Annotated in this window: 17 protein-coding genes; 14 read left to right on the top strand and 3 right to left on the bottom strand. The window is 67.8% G+C overall.

Annotated elements, in window-relative coordinates:
* Positions 1-126: 126 nt before the first annotated feature.
* The 4 genes from WS96_RS30405 (at position 127) to WS96_RS30390 (ending at position 3,722) form a co-directional block, all read left to right on the top strand.
* Positions 127-1,029, top strand: coding sequence for an NAD-dependent protein deacetylase (locus WS96_RS30405; protein WP_059837858.1), 903 nt, complete (start codon positions 127-129; stop codon positions 1,027-1,029).
* Positions 1,026-1,667, top strand: a complete 642-nt coding sequence (locus tag WS96_RS30400; RefSeq protein ID WP_059837523.1) for a DUF938 domain-containing protein — start codon at positions 1,026-1,028, stop codon at positions 1,665-1,667. The genes WS96_RS30405 and WS96_RS30400 overlap by 4 nt, the downstream gene beginning before the upstream one ends.
* A gap of 97 nt (positions 1,668-1,764) precedes the next feature.
* Positions 1,765-3,177, top strand: a complete 1,413-nt coding sequence (gene gndA, locus WS96_RS30395) for an NADP-dependent phosphogluconate dehydrogenase (RefSeq protein ID WP_021160879.1) — start codon at positions 1,765-1,767, stop codon at positions 3,175-3,177.
* 200 nt (positions 3,178-3,377) lie between these two features.
* Entirely contained in the window at positions 3,378-3,722 is a 345-nt protein-coding gene (locus WS96_RS30390) for a DUF4148 domain-containing protein (RefSeq protein WP_034205207.1), read from the top strand.
* 112 nt (positions 3,723-3,834) lie between these two features.
* Here WS96_RS30390 and WS96_RS30385 read toward each other — a convergent pair whose 3' ends face one another.
* Positions 3,835-4,155 (bottom strand): hypothetical protein, encoded by a 321-nt coding sequence (locus WS96_RS30385; protein WP_011694691.1) that lies wholly within the window; start codon positions 4,153-4,155, stop codon positions 3,835-3,837.
* A gap of 427 nt (positions 4,156-4,582) precedes the next feature.
* Here WS96_RS30385 and WS96_RS30380 point away from each other — a divergent pair, with 427 nt between their 5' ends.
* Positions 4,583-5,317, top strand: a complete 735-nt coding sequence (locus WS96_RS30380) for a peptidoglycan DD-metalloendopeptidase family protein (protein ID WP_034205206.1) — start codon at positions 4,583-4,585, stop codon at positions 5,315-5,317.
* A gap of 66 nt (positions 5,318-5,383) precedes the next feature.
* On the opposite strand, the gene WS96_RS30375 is transcribed toward WS96_RS30380, so the two are convergent.
* On the bottom strand, positions 5,384-6,022 hold the full coding sequence (locus tag WS96_RS30375; protein ID WP_059837856.1) for a Pr6Pr family membrane protein: 639 nt from the start codon (positions 6,020-6,022) through the stop codon (positions 5,384-5,386).
* A 225-nt stretch (positions 6,023-6,247) separates the two neighbouring features.
* Here WS96_RS30375 and WS96_RS30370 point away from each other — a divergent pair, with 225 nt between their 5' ends.
* The 5 genes from WS96_RS30370 to WS96_RS30350 all read left to right on the top strand — a co-directional run bounded on the left by WS96_RS30370 (position 6,248) and on the right by WS96_RS30350 (position 11,878).
* Positions 6,248-6,784, top strand: a complete 537-nt coding sequence (locus WS96_RS30370; protein WP_059825596.1) for a cytochrome b — start codon at positions 6,248-6,250, stop codon at positions 6,782-6,784.
* 155 nt (positions 6,785-6,939) lie between these two features.
* Complete coding sequence (locus WS96_RS30365) at positions 6,940-7,308, top strand: DUF2946 domain-containing protein (RefSeq protein ID WP_059793920.1); 369 nt, start codon at positions 6,940-6,942, stop codon at positions 7,306-7,308.
* Positions 7,309-7,391: 83 nt separating this feature from the next.
* Entirely contained in the window at positions 7,392-9,524 is a 2,133-nt protein-coding gene (locus WS96_RS30360; protein ID WP_059837521.1) for a TonB-dependent copper receptor, read from the top strand.
* A gap of 221 nt (positions 9,525-9,745) precedes the next feature.
* Positions 9,746-10,840: a triacylglycerol lipase gene (locus WS96_RS30355; RefSeq protein ID WP_059837518.1), complete on the top strand. Its 1,095-nt coding sequence runs from the start codon at positions 9,746-9,748 to the stop codon at positions 10,838-10,840.
* Positions 10,841-10,843: 3 nt separating this feature from the next.
* Complete coding sequence (locus WS96_RS30350) at positions 10,844-11,878, top strand: lipase secretion chaperone (RefSeq protein ID WP_059837516.1); 1,035 nt, start codon at positions 10,844-10,846, stop codon at positions 11,876-11,878.
* A 30-nt stretch (positions 11,879-11,908) separates the two neighbouring features.
* On the opposite strand, the gene pdxR is transcribed toward WS96_RS30350, so the two are convergent.
* A complete protein-coding gene (pdxR, locus tag WS96_RS30345; protein ID WP_059837515.1) occupies positions 11,909-13,429 on the bottom strand; it encodes a MocR-like pyridoxine biosynthesis transcription factor PdxR in 1,521 nt (506 codons plus the stop codon).
* A 108-nt stretch (positions 13,430-13,537) separates the two neighbouring features.
* Between pdxR and WS96_RS30340 the strand changes: the two genes are divergently transcribed.
* The 4 genes from WS96_RS30340 (at position 13,538) to WS96_RS30325 (ending at position 18,003) form a co-directional block, all read left to right on the top strand.
* A complete protein-coding gene (locus tag WS96_RS30340) occupies positions 13,538-14,638 on the top strand; it encodes an ABC transporter ATP-binding protein (RefSeq protein ID WP_059837513.1) in 1,101 nt (366 codons plus the stop codon).
* Between the two features lie 76 nt (positions 14,639-14,714).
* Complete coding sequence (locus WS96_RS30335; protein WP_059837511.1) at positions 14,715-15,761, top strand: ABC transporter substrate-binding protein; 1,047 nt, start codon at positions 14,715-14,717, stop codon at positions 15,759-15,761.
* 111 nt (positions 15,762-15,872) lie between these two features.
* Entirely contained in the window at positions 15,873-17,129 is a 1,257-nt protein-coding gene (locus WS96_RS30330; protein ID WP_059837854.1) for an ABC transporter permease, read from the top strand.
* Between the two features lie 37 nt (positions 17,130-17,166).
* Positions 17,167-18,003 (top strand): ABC transporter permease, encoded by an 837-nt coding sequence (locus WS96_RS30325; RefSeq protein WP_040141016.1) that lies wholly within the window; start codon positions 17,167-17,169, stop codon positions 18,001-18,003.
* The last annotated feature ends 110 nt before the right edge of the window (positions 18,004-18,113 follow it).

Here is an 18,113-nt window from a genome sequence, read left to right as displayed (position 1 = left end):
TTTGTCCGCGCCCGCGTGCCGTGGCGGCGGCCGGCCCGATCGCACGGCGTTCTGTATCATGTGCTGGCGTGCGTGGCGGCCCGTGCGGGCGCACGGCCTGCCGGCGCGACCGATCACGTTGCCAACATGAACGATAACGCCTTGCCCGATTCTTCCATCGCCGACGCCGATCCGGCCGCGCTCGATGCGCTGCAGACGTTCGTCGAGCGTCATCCTCGCCTGCTCGTGCTGACCGGCGCGGGCATCAGCACCGATTCCGGCATTCCCGGTTACCGCGACCGCAATGGCCAATGGATGCGCTCGCCGCCGATTCAGCTTCACGAATTCCTCGGCTCCGACGCCGCGCGGCGCCGCTACTGGGCGCGCAGCATGATCGGCTGGCCGGTCGTCGGCCGCGCGCGGCCGAACGGGTCGCATGTCGCGCTGGCGCGGCTCGGCGGCGCGGGCCGGATCGAGCGCCTCGTCACGCAGAACGTCGACGGCCTGCATCAGCGCGCGGGCAGCGGCGACGTGATCGAACTGCACGGCGGCATCGACGGCGTGACCTGCCTCGACTGCGGCGCGCATCATGCGCGGGCCGCGATCCAGACCGTGCTCGAAGCCGACAATCCCGAGCTGCTGGGCGCGCAGGCCGAGCCGGCCGCGGACGGCGACGCGCACCTCGAATGGGCTGCGCTCGATACGTTCCGCATCCCGGCGTGCCCCGCGTGCGGCGGCCTGCTGAAGCCGGCGGTCGTGTTCTTCGGCGAGAACGTGCCGCGCGAGCGCGTGGCGCTGGCGTCGCAGGCGCTCGAGGCGGCCGACGCGTTGCTCGTCGTCGGCTCGTCGCTGATGGTGTATTCCGGCTACCGCTTCTGCGTGTGGGCGCAGGCGCAGCACAAGCCGGTCGCCGCGCTCAATCTCGGCCGTACGCGCGCCGACCCGATGCTGACGCTGAAGGTCGAGGCGCGCTGCGCCCCCGCGCTCGACGCACTCGTGGCGCGGCTGGGACTCGGGCGCAACGGCGACACGAAGGAGCATGCATCGTGACCGGCGCCCCGACTTCGCCCGATCCGTCCGCGCGGCTGTCGGCGCCGGCGGCCGAACGCAATCGCGGCCCGATCCTCGACGTGCTGCGCCGCGTGCTGCCCGCGAGCGGCAGCGTGCTCGAAATCGCGAGCGGTACCGGACAGCACGTCGTGCACTTCGCGCAGGCGTTGCCGGGCCTGCACTGGCAGCCGAGCGATCCCGATGCGCACGCGCGGCGTTCGATCGCCGCGTGGGTCGCGCATGCGGGCCTCGAGAACGTCGCCGGGCCGCTGGCGTTCGACGTGCGCGACACGCCATGGCCGGTCGCGGCGCTCGACGCGATCGTCTGCATCAACATGATTCATATCTCGCCGTGGGCCTGCACCGACGCGCTGTTCGCGGGTGCGTCGCGCGTGCTGCGGCCGGGCGGCGTGCTGTTCCTGTACGGCCCGTACCGTCGCGAAGGCCGGCATACGGCGCCGTCGAACGAAGCCTTCGACCGGCAGTTGCGCAGCCGCGACCCGTCGTGGGGCGTGCGCGATCTCGAGACCGTGGTCGCGCTCGGCCTCGATCGCGGGCTCGACTGCATCGAGGTCGTCGAGATGCCGGCGAACAACCTGAGCGTCGTGTTCCGGCGCCTGCCGCACGCGGAGCAATGACACGCAAGCGCGCAGCGCCGCCGGGTTTCCACTATCCTTTCGCCTGTGCGCGCGGCCCGGCTCGGGTCGCGCCCCGTTTTTTCCGGAGAATTGACTAATGGGCAAACAAGCAATCGGTGTGATCGGGCTCGCGGTGATGGGCCGCAATCTCGCACTCAATATCGAGAGCCGCGGTTACGCGGTGTCGGTGTACAACCGCAGCCGCGAGAAAACCGACGAACTGATCGCCGAATTCCCCGGCCGCAATCTGGTGCCGACCTATACGCTCGAGGAATTCGTCGCGTCGCTCGAAACGCCGCGCCGGATCCTGATGATGGTGAAGGCCGGGGAAGCGACCGATGCGACGATCGCATCGCTCAAGCCGCTGCTCGAGAAGGGCGACGTGCTGATCGACGGCGGCAACACGCACTTCACCGACACGATCCGTCGCAACCAGGAACTCGCGCAGTCGGGCCTGCATTTCATCGGCACCGGCGTGTCGGGCGGCGAAGAGGGCGCGCTGCGCGGCCCGTCGATCATGCCCGGCGGCCAGCGCGACGCGTACGACCTCGTCGAGCCGATCCTCAAGCAGATCGCCGCGAAGGCGCCGTCGGACGGCGAGCCGTGCGTCGCGTACATGGGGCCGGACGGCGCGGGCCACTACGTGAAGATGGTTCACAACGGCATCGAATACGGCGACATGCAGCTGATCGCCGAAAGCTACTCGGTGCTGAAGGACGTCGCGGGCCTGACCAACGACGAACTCGGCGCGGTGTACACCGAATGGAACCAGGGCGAGCTCGACAGCTACCTGATCGAGATCACGTCGAAGATCTTCGGCAAGAAGGACGAGGAGACCGGCAAGCATCTCGTCGACGTGATCCTCGATCGCGCCGCGCAGAAGGGCACCGGCAAGTGGACGAGCCAGAATGCGCTGGATCTCGGCGTGCCGCTGCCGCTCATCACGGAGTCGGTGTTCGCGCGCGTGCTGTCGTCGCTGAAGACCGAGCGCGTCGCGGCCAGCAAGATCCTGTCGGGCCCGGCCGCCGCGCCGTTCGACGGCGATCGTGCCGCGTTCGTCGAAGCGGTGCGCCGCGCGCTGTACCTGAGCAAGGTGATCTCGTACGCACAGGGCTTCGCGCAACTGCGCACGGCGTCGGAAGAGTACGGCTGGAACCTCGATCTCGGGACGATCGCGAAGATCTTCCGCGCCGGCTGCATCATCCGCGCGCGCTTCCTGCAGAAGATCACCGACGCGTACGCGAAGGATCCGGCGCTCGCGAACCTGCTGCTCGACCCGTACTTCAAGGACATCGCCGCGAACTACCAGGCGTCGCTGCGCGACGTCGTGGTGGCCGCGGTGAAGGCCGGCGTGCCGGTCCCGGCGTTCGCATCGGCGGTCGCGTACTTCGACAGCTACCGTTCCGAGCGGCTGCCGGCGAACCTTGTGCAGGCGCAGCGAGACTTCTTCGGCGCGCATACGTTCGAGCGCACCGACAAGCCGGGCAGCTTCCACGCGAACTGGTCGTAACCGGCCGGCGGCGGCCGCATTGTTGCGAAAATCTATTCTTTGAATAGGGTTTTTCTATCCCGGATGCCGACATTGTTGGCTCCGGGGAAACAGTGTTTTCGCTCTTTCATGGTTTTCCCTAGGTGCTGACGGGACTAAACTTTGTTCCATCGCTGCAGACATGGTGTGTGCGGCGGAGCAAAAAAATCCCGGAGGTAATCATGAAATCGCTGATCGCAACGTTCGCTGCTGCTGCTGTCCTCGCCGTTCCCGCCGTCTCGTTCGCCCAACAGAACGCGCCCGTCACCCGTGCACAGGTGAAGGCCGAGCTGGTCCAGCTGCAACAGGCCGGCTACAAGCTGGGCAGCGACCGGACCAACTACCCGGAAGGCATCCAGGCTGCCGAAGCCCGTGTGAACCCGCAACAGAACGTCGCTGCGGCCGACACGACCGGCTACGGTGCGCAACCGGCCGCCGGCCAGGAATCGGGCGCACCGGCTGCGGCCAAGACCGGCTGGCAAGTCAAGCGCATCTCGGACGGCGCACCGGTCTACAAGGGTCGTTAATGGTACGGCCGCGCTGGCGACCGGATCCGACCCCCTGTAGTACAACAGCCCGTCGTACCGCTAGTGCGGTACGACGGGCTGTTTTCATTGGCGGCGCGCGATGCGCCGCCGTTCAGTGCAGCGGGCGTCTGCCGCGCCCGATATCGCGAAACAGCGCTTCGGCCGGTTCCAGTACCTGCAGCCACGTTTCGTCGTAACCGCTCAGCGTATCGAGTGCGTCGCGCAGCCGTTCGATCGCGAGGACCGGCAACTCGACGCTGTGGCGCGTGGCGCCGGTCAGGTGCGTGACGCTCGCCAGCTGGACGAGCGCGTCGGCCGCTTCGGCGACGTCGGTCGCGAACAGCAGGTGCCGGTTGAGCAATTCGACCAGACCGCTGGAACCGGCGAAATCGTCGGCGTCGAGCTGCACGGAGAGAAACGTCGCGTTATTCATTGTCATGCTCCTCGTTGTCGTTGGATCGCGCTGCGCATCACCGAGTATAGGCGGCGATCGAAGCGGAGAATATGACGGGGCCGATACGGGCGGCGAGGGTGGCGGCACCCCGCAGGGAAATCTCCGAAGCCCCGGCCGGGCGGCCCGCCCGGCGCGGTTCGCGGCCCGCCGGCGCGCCCGCGCGACGCCGCAAGATTGTTTCCGGATCCGCCAACTGTCGGAGCCTCGACCGCCACAAATGGTATCTTTGCCGATCGGGACGCGCGAAAAAGGGGCCGGTGAGCTCATTCGCGCCGACGTCCCGCTGTGGAAACTGACGGCCGCGACAGCGGTCGGATACTGGTTGATCCGGCCGTTCGGCCGGACATCGTGCGTCGCGTGCCGGGGGGCGGTGGGCGGCGCAACGACGGCAAATCCGGGAGGACCCTTGAGAGAAACTATTCCCATCCACGACGCGCTCACGCGCTGGCTGCCGCAGGCGGCGCTCGTTGCCGCGGCCATCGCGCTTGCGGGCTGCACGATGACGCCGTGGACCGACAGTTGGCAACCCACGCGTCAACCGGCGCCCACGTCGGCGGCGACGCCGGGCGTGATTGCCGGCTATTACCGCGTGAACCCGGGCGACACGCTGGCGGGCATCGCGAGCGCCTACGGGCAGCGCGTGCAGGACGTGGCCAGCTGGAACCACATGGCGCCCACCGACGCCGTGTCGCCGGGCCAGGTGCTGCGGGTCGCGCCGCCGCCGGCCGCGACCTCGTACGGGCAGCCGCCCGCGGCGGCCGCCCAGCCGGGCTCGCTCGCATGGCCGGCCACGGGCGTCGTCGCGACACCGTTCTCGGCCGGCAAGACGCGCGGCGTCGTGATTGCCGCGTCCGGGCCCGACCATTCGGTGCGGGCCGCGGCAAACGGGCGCGTGGTGTACGCGGGCTCCGGCGTCAAGGCGTACGGTCCGCTCGTGATCCTGAAGCACGACAACGGGCTCATCACGGCCTACGGGCACAACGGCAAGCTGCTCGTCAACGAGGGCGACGCGGTGCGCCAGGGGCAGCCGGTCGCCGAAATGGGCACCGACGCGAGCGGTCGTTCGACGTTCGAGTTCGAGGTCCGTCAGAACGGCAAGGTCGTCGATCCGATGAACTTCCTGCCGCGCAACGGCGGCTGATCGTCGGCATCGCCACGTGTGCGCCGGGTGGCGCACACGTTCCCGCCCCTTTCATCTTTTCCGCCTTCATCCTTCCTCGAGCGTCGCGGCGCCGGACTGTCTCGCACGATTGCCGAGCCAGCAAATGCCCAATGCGAGCGCTGCCGCGCCGAACGCGATCAGCGAACACTGGATCGCGACGGGCAGGTAGCCGTGCGGCCGCGGATCGACGAACGGGTAGGGATACCAGTTCTCCACCGCGCCGCGCACGAGCGTATAGCCGAGATAGACGACCGGAAAGCCGAGCCATGCGAATGCGCTGCGGCGCGGAATCGGCGAGCGCGGTTCGACATACAGCCAGTCGCACAGCATCACGAGCGGCACGATCCGGTGCAGTACCCAGTTGTTGAACGCTGGCGTGACGTGGCGCAGCGCATCGAGCCGCGCGAGCAGGAGCTCGTAGACGATCGCGGTGATCAGCACGTACAGCACCGCCGCGCCGCGCATCGATTCGTAGCGGGCCGAGCCGGGGCGTGCGATGCGCCATAGCCCCGCGGCCAGCATCGCGGCCGCGTAGAGGCTGCTCAGTTGCGTGAAGTAGCTGAGGTAGTTGCCGAGATGGAAGTTCGGCAGGCGCCAGTAGTCGGCGACGCTGTGCAGCGTGGTGGACACCGCGAGCAACGCGGCGATCAGCCGGTAGGCCGCAACGAAGAACGCTTTGCTCATGATGCCCGTGCGCCGTCGCACCAAAGCTTCATCGTGCCACAGCCGCCTGCGTGCGCGATGCGGATTTTCCATAGGGCGGCCTTGTGCGGCGTGCGTCGACGATACGTCGGATATTTGATCGCGCCGTGCAAAACCGGACGCCCGTGCGGCTACAATCGCCACAGCATTGCCAGGCGTCGGCCGGTTGCAACCGGCGCCTTCCCCGAATACAACACGAGACGAAGCATGAAAAACATCCTCGCGAAACAGACGCGCTACAGCTCGCCCGCGATCTTCTTCCACTGGGCCATCTTCGTGCTGGTCGCGCTGGCCTACCTGGCCATCGAGATTCGCGGCCCGAAAGGCAGCGACAGCCGTGCGTTCTGGATGAATGTGCATCTGACGGCCGGTACGTTCGTCCTCGTGCTGTCGGTACTGCGCGTGCTGTGGCGAGTCGTCAGCCGCGTGCCGGAAGCGATTCCGCAGGCGGCGCTGCTGCGCTGGCTGTCGAAGCTCGCGCATGTCGCGCTCTACGTGTTCATCATCGCGCAGCCGCTGCTCGGCATCATGATGATCAACATGGGCGGCAAGCCGGTGTCGCTCGACTGGCTCGGCGTGTCGTTCACGCTGTTCGGCCCCGACAAGGCGCTGCGGCCGACGATCAAGGAAGCGCACGAGCTGATCGGCAACGCGTTCTATTTCGTGATCGGCCTGCATGCGCTGGCCGCGCTCTACCATCACTTCATCCGGCGCGACGACGTGCTGCGGCGCATGGCGCCCTGATCGTCCCGTTTCCGGCGCGCGCAGCACGCGGGGGCGCATGGTTGCGTTGACAACCATGCGCCCCCGGTTCGTTTACGGTCGCCCGCACTGTTCACCACGTCGAACATTCTGTAACATCTCGGCTGCCTTTACATTCCGCTTACTCGTCGCCGCGCATGCTGCACCGACACCGTCACCTGACTGCCTGGCTTGGCTTGCTCGCGATCTGGATCGCGATCGCGGCGCCGCTGGTGTCGCAGTGGCGTATCGCGCAGGCGGCCACGCCCGATGCGATCGTCTGCAGTACCGAGCATGGTGCGCATCGTTCGTCCGATACGGGCGGCATGCACGGTCATGCACTGCATCTCGACGCGTGCGGCTACTGCGGCTTCTTCGCGCATAGCCCGGCCATCGGCGCGCCTGCCGCCGCATCGGTCGACTCCATTCCCGTCGTTTCCGCTTCCGCCGTCGCGTCGCCTGCCGTCGCGGCGCGCAGCGACCGCTATCCGCGCGCCTATCCACGCGCACCGCCCGAGCGCGCCTGACGCGTTTCCCGCCGTTCCTACTTCCGCCGATATCCGTGCGGCCCGTCGAGGCCGCGCGGAGGGCGTCACTCGGGCTTTCGATCATGACCAATTTCCAGTTGCGTGCGCCGCGGGCGCCACGCAATGCCTGTGCGCGGCCCTTGCCGCGCATGCTGAAACTCACCGTTCCCGCGCTGGCTGCCAGCGCGCTGGCAGCGAGCGCCGCCGCGGCCGACACCCCGCATGCGGCCGGCGCGCCGGCGGACGCCGCCGCCGTGCTGTTGCCGCCCGTCGAAGTCGTCGCGTCGCCGCTGTCGACGCCGCTCGTCGTCGTCACGGATCCGAAGGCGCCGCGTCAGCCGCTGCCGGCGAGCGACGGCGCCGATTACCTGAAGACGATCCCCGGCTTCACGTCGATCCGCAGCGGCGGCACGAACGGCGACCCCGTGCTGCGCGGGATGTTCGGGTCGCGACTGAACATCCTGGCGAACGGGATGCCGACGCTCGGCGCGTGCCCGAACCGGATGGACGCGCCGACGTCGTATATCGCGCCGGAAAGCTATGACAAGGTCACCGTCGTGAAGGGGCCGCAGACGGTGTTGTACGGTCCGGGCGCGTCGGCCGGCACCGTGCTGTTCGAGCGCGTGACGCCGCGTTTCGAGCGCCCCGGCATGCGCTTCGACGGCAGTCTCGTCGGCGGGTCGTTCGGCCGCAACGACCAGAACCTCGACCTGAGCGCCGGCACGCCGGACGTCTATGGCCGCGTGACCGCAAACCACGCGCATTCGCAGGACTACGAGGACGGCAACGGCAACACCGTGCCGTCGCAGTGGGACAAGTGGAACGCCGATGCGGCGCTCGGCTGGACCCCCGACGACCATACGCGCGTCGAGCTGACCGCCGGCACCGGCGACGGCTATGCGCGCTACGCGGGCCGCGGGATGGACGGCGCGCATTTCCGCCGCGAGACGTTCGGCCTGTCGTTCGACAAGCGGCATCTCGGCGACGTGCTCGACCGGATCGAGGCGCGCGTGTACTACAACGAAGCCGATCATGTGATGGACAACTACACGTTGCGGCAACCCGACCCGACGAGCAGCATGCCGATGCGGATGGCCGCGGACGTGCGACGCCGCACGGTCGGCGCACGGGCGGCCGCGACGTTCCGCTTCGGCGACGACTTCAAGCTCGTCGCGGGCGTCGATGCGCAATCGAACCGGCTCGATTCGCGCTCGTCGATGGGGCAGCAGAACTACCGCGACCAGCCGTGGGATGCGCAGGCGACGATGTGGAGCGCGGGCGTGTTCGGCGAGTTGACGTGGTATGCGAGCGACGTATCGCGCGTGATCGGCGGTGCGCGCGTCGACTATGCGAGCGCGCGCGACAAGCGTGCGATGACGCGCGGCATGATGACGAGCAAGCCGAACCCGACCTTCGACGACGACCGGACGAAGGTGCTGCCGAGCGGCTTCGTGCGCTACGAGCGCGATCTCGCGTCGCTGCCCGTCACGTGGTACGCGGGGATCGGCCACGCGGAGCGTTATCCGGACTACTGGGAACTGTTCTCGGCGACGCGCGGGCCGGCCGGCTCGGTCAACGCGTTCTCGGCGGTGCAGCCGGAGAAGACCACCCAGCTCGATATCGGCGCGCAATACAGGAGCGACCGGTTCGATGCATGGGTGTCGGCGTACGCGGGCTACGTACAGGACTTCATCCTGTTCAACTATGCGACCGGCATGATGGGGCCGACCACGCAGGCAACCAACGTCAACGCGCAGATCATGGGCGGCGAAGCGGGCGTGTCGTGGCGGCCGGTCGCGCCGCTGCGCGTCGAGACGTCGCTTGCGTATGCGTGGGGGCGCAACGTGGCGAGCGGCGATCCGCTGCCGCAGATGCCGCCGCTCGAAGCGCGCATCGGGGTCGAATACACGCGCGGCGCATGGTCGGCGGGCGGCCTGTGGCGCATCGTTGCGCCGCAGCATCGCTACGCACTGAACGAGGGCAACGTGGTCGGCACGGACTTCGGCCCGAGCGCCGGATTCGGCGTGTTGTCGCTGCATGCGCAGTACAACGTCAGCAAGACCGTGCAGATCTCGGTGGGCGTCGACAACGTGCTCGACAAGGCCTACACCGAGCATCTGAACCTTGCCGGCAACGCGGGCTTCGGCTATCCGGCGAACGCGCCGGTGATGGAGCCGGGGCGTACCGCGTGGGTGCGCGTGAGCGCGAAGCTGTAGCGCGCATCGCGCATGTGCGTCGCAGCATGCGCATGCATGAACGCCGCACCGCCCGAACGGGCGGTGCGCGTCAACCGATTAGAGAACCGTATCTAGTCGGGGCGCAAACGTTCGCGAGTCGTGCTTCACTCCCGCAGTCGACACACACGGTGCGCGCGATGCGGCATGCGTGTCGATCCGGTGTCATTCGCACCGGCAGCACAATAATCAGGAGAACATGCATGGCCAGATCGATGCGTTCCAGGGTAATGGCAGGGGCAGTGGCATGCGCGATGAGCGTCGCGCCGTTCGCGGGGACGGCCGCGCTGACGACGCTCGTGACGACGCGCACGGCGATGGCGGCAAGCGCGCCCGTCGACGACTATGCGACGACGCGCTATCCGATCATTCTCGTGCACGGGCTGACCGGCACCGACAAGTATGCGGGCGTACTCGAGTACTGGTACGGCATCCAGGAAGACCTGCAGCAGCATGGCGCGACCGTCTACGTCGCGAACCTGTCGGGCTTCCAGAGCGACGACGGCCCGAACGGGCGCGGCGAACAGTTGCTGGCGTACGTGAAGACGGTGCTCGCCGCGACCGGCGCGACCAAGGTCAATCTCGTCGGTCACAGCCAGGGCGGGTTGGCGTCGCGCTATGTCGCGGCCGTCGCGCCCGATCTCGTCGCGTCGGTGACGACGATCGGCACGCCGCATCGCGGCTCCGAGTTCGCCGATTTCGTGCAGGGCGTGCTCGCGTACGATCCGACCGGGTTGTCGTCGACGGTGATCGCTGCATTCGTCAATGTGTTCGGCATCCTGACGAGCAGCAATCACAACACGAACCAGGACGCGCTCGCGTCGTTGAAGACGCTGACCACCGCGCAGGCCGCCACCTACAACCAGAACTATCCGAGCGCGGGCCTCGGCGCGCCCGGAAGCTGCCAGACCGGTGCGTCGACGGAAACCGTCGGCGGTAACACGCATCTGCTGTATTCGTGGGCAGGCACGGCGATCCAGCCGACGCTTTCCGTGCTCGGCGTGACGGGGGCGACGGACACGAGCACCGTTCCGGTCGTCGATCCGGCGAACGCGCTCGACCTGTCGACGTTGGCGCTGTATGGCACGGGCACGGTGATGATCAACCGCGGCTCGGGCCAGAACGACGGGCTCGTGTCGAAGTGCAGCGCGCTGTACGGCAAGGTGCTGAGCACGAGCTACAAGTGGAACCATCTCGACGAGATCAACCAGTTGTTGGGCGTGCGCGGCGCGTATGCGGAAGATCCGGTCGCCGTGATCCGCACGCATGCGAACCGGTTGAAGCTCGCGGGCGTGTGATCGATGGCGGCACGTGAAGGGCGCGCGCCGCTGACGCGGCGCGTGGCGATCTACGGTGTCGCGGGGCTGGCGGCGATTGCCGGCGTCGCGATGTGGAGCGGTGCGGGATCGCATCGCGGCACGGGCGTCGCGAGCGCCACGCCGGATACGGCCGCGGTGGGCGGTGTGGCGGCTGCCGCGCCGCAGCCCGCCGTGCCGGCGAGTGCGGCCCTGCCGCCGTCGCTCGCCGGTTCCAGCGCGCCACGGTTGCCGCTCGATGCGGGCGGGCATCTCGCGAAGTCGCGCGCGGTGCGCGATTTCTTCGACTATTGCTTGAGCGCACGGAGCGACCTGAGCGCGGCCGCGCTCGATGCGTTCGTCGTACGCGAGATTGCCGCGCAACTCGACGGCACGGTCGCGCAGGCCGAGGCGCTCGACGTATGGCACCGGTATCGCGCGTATCTCGATGCGCTCGCGACGTTGCGCGATGCCGGAGCGGTCGACAAGTCGGACCTCGGCGCGCTGCAGGTCGCACTGGATCAGCGCGCGTCGATCGCGTACCGCACGCTCGGCGACTGGAGCCAGCCGTTCTTCGGCGCGGAGCAGTGGCGGCAGCGCTACGACCTGGCGCGATTGAAGATCGTTCAGGATCGCTCACTGACGGATGCGCAGAAGGCCGAGCGGCTCGCGGCGCTCGAACAGCAGATGCCGGCCGACGAACGCGACGCGCAGCAGCGGGTGGATCGGCAGCGCGCCGCGATCGACCGGATCGCGCAATTGCAGAAGAGCGGCGCGACGCCCGATGCGATGCGCGCGCAACTGACGCAGATGCTCGGCCCCGAGGCGGCGGCACGCGTCGCGCAGATGCAGCAGGACGATGCGTCGTGGCAGAGCCGTTACGCGGATTACGCGGCGCAGCGTGCGCAGATCGAATCGGCCGGCCTGTCGCCGCAGGATCGCGACGCGCAGATTGCCGCGCTGCGGCAGCGCGTGTTCACGAAGCCCGGCGAAGCCGTGCGCGCGGCATCGCTCGATCGTGGAGCGGGCAGCGCGCATTGACGAATCGGGTGCCGCCGTATGCGGCGGGCTTCATGCCGCGCGCGTGATGTCCCGCGGCAGATGGTGCTCGATGGTATCGGCGAGCGTGTCGAACGCGGGGCGGATGCCTTCGTGCGCGACGCATGCATAGCCGAGCAGCAGGCCCTGCCGCGCGGTGTCGAGGTTGCTGTAGTAGCTGGTGAGCGGGCGCACGATCACGCCCGCGTCGAATGCGCTCTGCGTGACCGCGCGATCGTCGCACGCGCCGGGCAGGCCGAGCACCAGATGCAGGCCGGCCTCGTCGCCCATCACCGGCAGCGCGTCGCCGAAGCGCGCGCGGATCGCGTCGATCATCAGTTGCCGGCGCTCGCCGTACAGCGTGCGCATTCGTCTGACGTGCGAAGTGAGATGGCCGTCCATGATGAATTCGGCGAGCACGGCCTGCTGCATCAACTGGCCTTCGCGATACAGCTCCGACAGCCCGGTGCGGAAGGTGTCGACCAGATGCTCGGGCACGACCATGTAGCCCATCCGCAGCCCCGGGAACAGCATCTTGCCGAGACTGCCGACGTAGATCACGCGGCCGCCGTCGTCGAGCCCCTGCAGCGACGCGAGCGGGCGGCTGCCGTAGCGGAATTCGCTGTCGTAGTCGTCCTCGATGATCCAGCAGCGGTGCTGGCGCGCATATTCGAGCAGCATGCGGCGCCGCGCGAGACTCATCACCATCCCGAGCGGGTACTGATGCGACGGCGTGACGAGCACGAGCCGCGGCGGATGCTGCATGTCGCTCGCGCGCGGGTCGAGCCCTTCCTGGTCGACCGGCACCGGCGCGAGCGCGAGGCCGGCCGCCTGCAGGACGCTGCGCACGCCCCAGTAGCACGGTTCCTCGACCCACGCGCGATCGCCGATGTCGGACAGCAGTCGCACCGCGAGATCGATCGATTGATGGATGCCCGTCGTGATGATCACCTGGTCCGGCGAGCATTTGACCGAGCGCGCGACGCGCAGGTAATCGGCGAGCGCGCGCCGCAGCGGCCGGTAGCCGCCGCCCGGCGCATAGGTCAGCAACTCCGGATTGGCTTCCTTCCACAGCCGCGCCTGCAGGCGGCTCCACGTGCGGCTCGGGAATTCCGACACGTCCGGCACGCCCGGCATGAACGCCCCCCACTGACGCCGCGAGACGCCCGCATGCTCGATCAACCGCCGCCCGCGCATCGACAGGCTGCCCTGCGCGTCGGGCGGCGGCGGTTCGTCCGCGACCGACGGCGGCGCGGCGCCCGGCACGCGGATCGCGGCGGCGTCCGGCCGCGTGTCGGCCACGTAGGTGCCGCTGCCGGTCGTCGTCAGCACGTAGCCTTCGGCCGTCAGCTGGTCGTACACGTGCAGGACCGTATTGCGCGCGATCGACAGGTCGGCCGCCAGCGTGCGCGAACTCGGCAGCTTTGTTCCTGGCCCCAATTCTCCGGTCAGGATGGCCTGCTGCATCAGTTGCAGCAGTTGCCGGTACATCGGTTCGGGCGAGCTGCGGTCGATGCGGGCGGAGAGCCAGTCGGCGACGATCACGGTATCCAAAGTGGTCCTACTTGGAATATTGAAATGGTTCCCTATTGTAGAACCGTGCACACCGTATAGTGACTCGCATCTCAAAATCAATTGTCGCGGAGCCAGGGGGACAGCACGATGAAGTCCGATGATGTGATCGTCAGTTTTCGCGGCGTGCGGAAGACCTACGACGGCGAGACGCTCGTCGTCAAATCGCTCGACCTCGACATCCGCCGCGGGGAATTCCTGACGCTGCTCGGGCCGTCCGGCTCGGGCAAGACGACCTGTCTGATGATGCTCGCCGGCTTCGAATTCCCGACCGGCGGGGAGATCCGCCTCGACGGCGAGCTGCTGAACAACGTGCCGCCGCACAAGCGCAACATCGGCATGGTGTTCCAGAACTACGCGCTGTTTCCGCACCTGACGGTCGAGCAGAACGTCGCGTATCCGTTGACGGTGCGCAAGCTGCCCGCCGCCGAGCGCGCGGAGCGCGTCGCGCATGCGCTGAGGATGGTGCAGATGGAGCGCTTCGCGAAACGCTATCCGGCGCAACTGTCGGGCGGCCAGCAGCAGCGCATCGCGCTGGCGCGCGCGCTCGTGTTCGAGCCGAAGCTGGTGCTGATGGACGAGCCGCTCGGCGCGCTCGACAAGCAGTTGCGCGAACACATGCAGTACGAACTGAAGGCGCTGCACGAAAAGCTCGGCGTGACCTTCGTGTACGTGACGCACGACCAGGGCGAGGCGCTGACGATGTCCGATCGCGTCGCCGTGTTCGACAAGGGCATCGTGCAGCAGCTCGACACCGTCGACCGCCTGTACGAATCGCCGTGCAACGAATTCGTCGCGAACTTCATCGGCGACAGCAACCGGCTGCGCGGCACCATCGCGCGCGTCGACGGCGAATTCTGCGAATTCCGGCTCGACGACGGCACGAAGCTCGTCGGCCGCCATATCGGCGAAGCCGCCGAGGGCGCATCGGCCGTCGCGTGCATCCGCCCCGAGCGCATGAGCCTCGCGGCGCACGGCGCGAACGGCGCGAACGGCGCCGCCAATTGCGTGAGCGGCGAGGCGCGCAGCCTCATCTATTTCGGCGATCACGTGCGCATGCGCTGCGTGCTGCCGGGCCAGGACGAATGCTTCGTGAAGGTGCCGCTCGGCACCGGCGCGCTCGACGCGTTCTCGCCCGGCGCGCCCGTCTCGCTTGCGTTCTCGCCCGAACATTTGCGCGTATTCGCGTGAGCATGGCTAACCCGGTTTTCCGCAGCACGTCGTCAACAACAACGCCCACTTCCACCACGAGAGGAGAGGAACCATCATGAAACGAGCAAGCTTCACGGCGCGCCGCACGGCGCTCGCGCTGGCACTGGTCGCGTTCGGCGCATCGGCCACGGCTGCCGAGCTCACGGTCGTCAACTTCGGCGGCGCGAACGGCGACGCGCAGAAGGTCGCGTTCAACCAGCCGTTCGAGAAGGCCACCGGCAACAAGGTCACGGCCGTCGAATACAACGGCGAGCAGGCGAAGGTGAAGGCGATGGTCGAGGCGAAGCACGTCAACTGGGACGTGGTCGAAGTCGAATCGGGCGACCTGAACCGCGGCTGCGACGAAGGGCTGTACGAGAAGCTCGACTGGTCGAAGATCGCGAAGAAATCCGACCTGATCCCGGAATCGCCGCAGGTGTGCGGCGTCGGCTTTTTCGTGTGGTCGACGGCGCTGTCGTACAACGCGGACAAGCTGAAATCGGCGCCGACCGGCTGGGCCGATTTCTGGAACGTGAAGAAATTCCCCGGCAAGCGCGGGATGCGCAAGGGCGCGCGCTATAACCTCGAATTCGCGCTGATGGCCGACGGCGTCGCGACGAAGGACGTCTACAAGGTGCTCGGCACGAAGGCCGGCCAGGATCGCGCGTTCAAGAAGCTCGACGAGCTGAAGCCGTACATCCAGTGGTGGGAAGCGGGTGCGCAGCCGCCGCAGTTCCTCGTCGCCGGCGACGTCGTGATGTCGACCGCGTACAACGGCCGCATCGACGCCGCGCAGAAGGAAGGCAAGAACCTGAAGGTCGTGTGGAACGGCAGCATCTACGACCTCGACTACTGGGCGATTCCGAAGGGCTCGCCGAACAAGGCGCTCGCCGAGCAGTACATCGCGTACACGCTGACGCCGAAGCCGCAGCAGGCGTATGCGCAGCACATCGCATACGGCCCGGCGAACGTCGCCGCGATCAAGTCGCTCGACGCGAAAACGCTCGCGAACCTGCCGAACTCGCCGGCTAACGGCAAGAACGCGGTGCTGGAGGACATCGGCTTCTGGACCGACCACAGCGACGAGCTCGAACAGCGTTTCGCTGCGTGGGCAACGAAGTAACCGGTCAGGCATCCTCACGGATGTCGTGATGCAACCGGCCGCGCGACGCGTCGATCGCGTCGCGCGGCATTCCGCCGGAGCGTGCCCGGCCGGAGAGAACCGTTGAATACGATGACGATTGCGCCTTCCTCGCCGTCGACCGCCGCACTCAAGCGCGAGCTGAAGGCTGCCGAGGCCCGCAAGCGCACGATGGCGCTGCTGCTGGTGGCGCCGCTCGCGATTTTCCTGCTGCTGATTTTCGTCGTGCCGATCGGCACGCTGCTCACGCGCGCGGTGCAGAACCCGGAGATCGCGACCGCGTTGCCGAACACGGTCGCCGCGTTGTCGGGCTGGGACCGCAAGACGCCGCCGGCGGACGCCGCGTATGCCGCGCTCGCGGCCGACATGACGAAGGTGGCCGACAGCGAGGCGATGGGCGCGCTCGCACGGCGCCTGAACACCGAGATTCCCGGCTATCGCTCGCTTGTCGCGAAGACGGCGCGCGCGATGCCGCTGAAAGGCGACGGCGACGCGGTGCTGACGCCCGCCCAGACGCGCGCGAAGTTCGTCGACCTCGATGCGCGCTGGGGCGAGCTCGCGTACTGGCAGGCGATCGCGAAGAACGGCAGCCAGGTGTCGCCGTTCTACCTGCTCGCGGCGCTCGACCACAAGCAGGACGGCTTCGGCCACATCGTGCAGGCCGATCCCGATCAGTCGATCTACCTCGCGATCTTCGGGCGCACGTTCGTGATCGGCATCGCCGTCACGCTGTTCGCGCTGCTGCTCGGCTATCCGCTCGCATACTGGATCTCGACGCTGTCGGAACGGCGCGCGAACCTCGCGATGATCCTCGTGCTGATTCCGTTCTGGACCTCGGTGCTCGTGCGCGTCGCCGCATGGATCGTGCTGCTGCAGAGCGAAGGGCTCGTCAACAAGGCGCTGCTCGGCAGCGGGCTGATCTCGCATCCGCTGACGCTGCTGTTCAACCGCGTCGGCGTGTACATCTCGATGACGCACATCCTGCTGCCGTTCATGATTTTGCCGCTCTACAGCGTGATGAAGTCGATTCCGCCGACCTACCAGCGCGCGGCCGTGTCGCTCGGCAGTCATCCGTTCGCCGCGTTCTGGCGCGTGTACGTGCCGCAGACCTATCCGGGCGTCGGCGCGGGCGCGCTGCTCGTGTTCATCCTCGCGATCGGCTACTACATCACGCCCGCGCTGCTCGGCGGGCCGAACGACCAGATGGTCAGCTACTACGTCGCGTATTTCACGAACGTGACGATCAACTGGGGCATGGCGTGTGCGCTGGGCGGGCTGCTGCTCGCGGCGACGCTCGTGTTGTACGCGGTGTACGGGCGCTTCACGCGCACCAACGTGAGCCTCGGCTGAGCGCCGGGCACAGGGAAACGGGAAGGGGATGCCCACCATGAAACTCGCCAGGCCGCTGTTCGCGCCGCACATGTCGTTCGTCGAGCGCGCGTGGTACGTCGCGTTGCGCGTGCTCGTCGTGCTGACGCTGCTGTACCTGATCCTGCCGGTGCTCGCGATCGTGCCGCTGTCGTTCTCGTCGAGCACGTTCCTCGTCTATCCGATTCCGGGTTTCTCCACGCGCTGGTACGAGAACCTGATCGCATCGGACGAGTGGCGGATGGCCGCGAAGAACAGCTTCATCGTCGCGCCGTCGGCGACCGTCGTCGCGACCGTGCTCGGCACGCTCGCGGCCATCGGCCTGACGAAGGCCGACTTCCGCGGCAAGGGGTTGCTGATGGCCGTGCTGCTGTCGCCGATGATCGTGCCGGTCGTCGTGGTCGGTGTCGGCATGTACCTGTTTTTTGCGCCGCTCGGCCTCGCGAATACCTACACGGGGCTGATCGCCGCGCACGCGGCGCTCGGCGTGCCGTTCGTCGTGACGACGGTGGCCGCGACGCTGCAGGGCTTCAACCAGAACCTGGTGCGCGCGAGCCTGTCGCTCGGCGCGAATCCGGTCACGACGTTCTTCCGCGTGACGCTGCCGGTGATCGCGCCGGGCGTGATGTCGGGCGCGCTGTTCGCGTTCGCGACGTCGTTCGACGAAGTGGTCGTCACGCTGTTCCTCGCGGGCGCGGACCAGACGACGCTGCCGCGCCAGATGTTCACGGGCATCCGCGAGAACATCAGCCCGACGATCGCCGCGCTCGCGACGATCCTGATCATCTTCTCGACGAGCCTGCTGCTGGCGCTCGAATGGCTGCGCGGCCGCAATGCGCGGCGCGCGGTGTCGTAAATAGCGGCGCCGGCCACGCCGTTCGGCGGGCTGCGAGGCTGCCGATCGTTGCGTCTTCAACGATGCCGCGCGTCCGACGCGGCGTCGCGAAGCTTTCGTTTTGCCGACTG

The sequence above is a fragment of the Burkholderia sp. MSMB1835 genome (assembly GCF_001526365.1).
GTDB lineage: Bacteria > Pseudomonadota > Gammaproteobacteria > Burkholderiales > Burkholderiaceae > Burkholderia.
This window is presented reverse-complemented; position numbering and strand designations above follow the sequence as displayed.

Bases quoted from the DNA above. Each gene is read 5' to 3' on its own strand.
- WS96_RS30405 (WP_059837858.1), top strand. From the start codon at position 127: ATGAACGATAACGCCTTGCCCGATTCTTCCATCGCCGACGCCGATCCG.
- gndA (WP_021160879.1), top strand. From the start codon at position 1,765: ATGGGCAAACAAGCAATCGGTGTGATCGGGCTCGCGGTGATGGGCCGC.
- WS96_RS30390 (WP_034205207.1), top strand. From the start codon at position 3,378: ATGAAATCGCTGATCGCAACGTTCGCTGCTGCTGCTGTCCTCGCCGTT.
- WS96_RS30385 (WP_011694691.1), bottom strand. From the start codon at position 4,155: ATGAATAACGCGACGTTTCTCTCCGTGCAGCTCGACGCCGACGATTTC.
- WS96_RS30375 (WP_059837856.1), bottom strand. From the start codon at position 6,022: ATGAGCAAAGCGTTCTTCGTTGCGGCCTACCGGCTGATCGCCGCGTTG.
- WS96_RS30370 (WP_059825596.1), top strand. From the start codon at position 6,248: ATGAAAAACATCCTCGCGAAACAGACGCGCTACAGCTCGCCCGCGATC.
- WS96_RS30365 (WP_059793920.1), top strand. From the start codon at position 6,940: ATGCTGCACCGACACCGTCACCTGACTGCCTGGCTTGGCTTGCTCGCG.
- WS96_RS30360 (WP_059837521.1), top strand. From the start codon at position 7,392: ATGACCAATTTCCAGTTGCGTGCGCCGCGGGCGCCACGCAATGCCTGT.
- WS96_RS30355 (WP_059837518.1), top strand. From the start codon at position 9,746: ATGGCCAGATCGATGCGTTCCAGGGTAATGGCAGGGGCAGTGGCATGC.
- WS96_RS30350 (WP_059837516.1), top strand. From the start codon at position 10,844: ATGGCGGCACGTGAAGGGCGCGCGCCGCTGACGCGGCGCGTGGCGATC.
- WS96_RS30340 (WP_059837513.1), top strand. From the start codon at position 13,538: ATGAAGTCCGATGATGTGATCGTCAGTTTTCGCGGCGTGCGGAAGACC.
- WS96_RS30335 (WP_059837511.1), top strand. From the start codon at position 14,715: ATGAAACGAGCAAGCTTCACGGCGCGCCGCACGGCGCTCGCGCTGGCA.
- WS96_RS30330 (WP_059837854.1), top strand. From the start codon at position 15,873: ATGACGATTGCGCCTTCCTCGCCGTCGACCGCCGCACTCAAGCGCGAG.
- WS96_RS30325 (WP_040141016.1), top strand. From the start codon at position 17,167: ATGAAACTCGCCAGGCCGCTGTTCGCGCCGCACATGTCGTTCGTCGAG.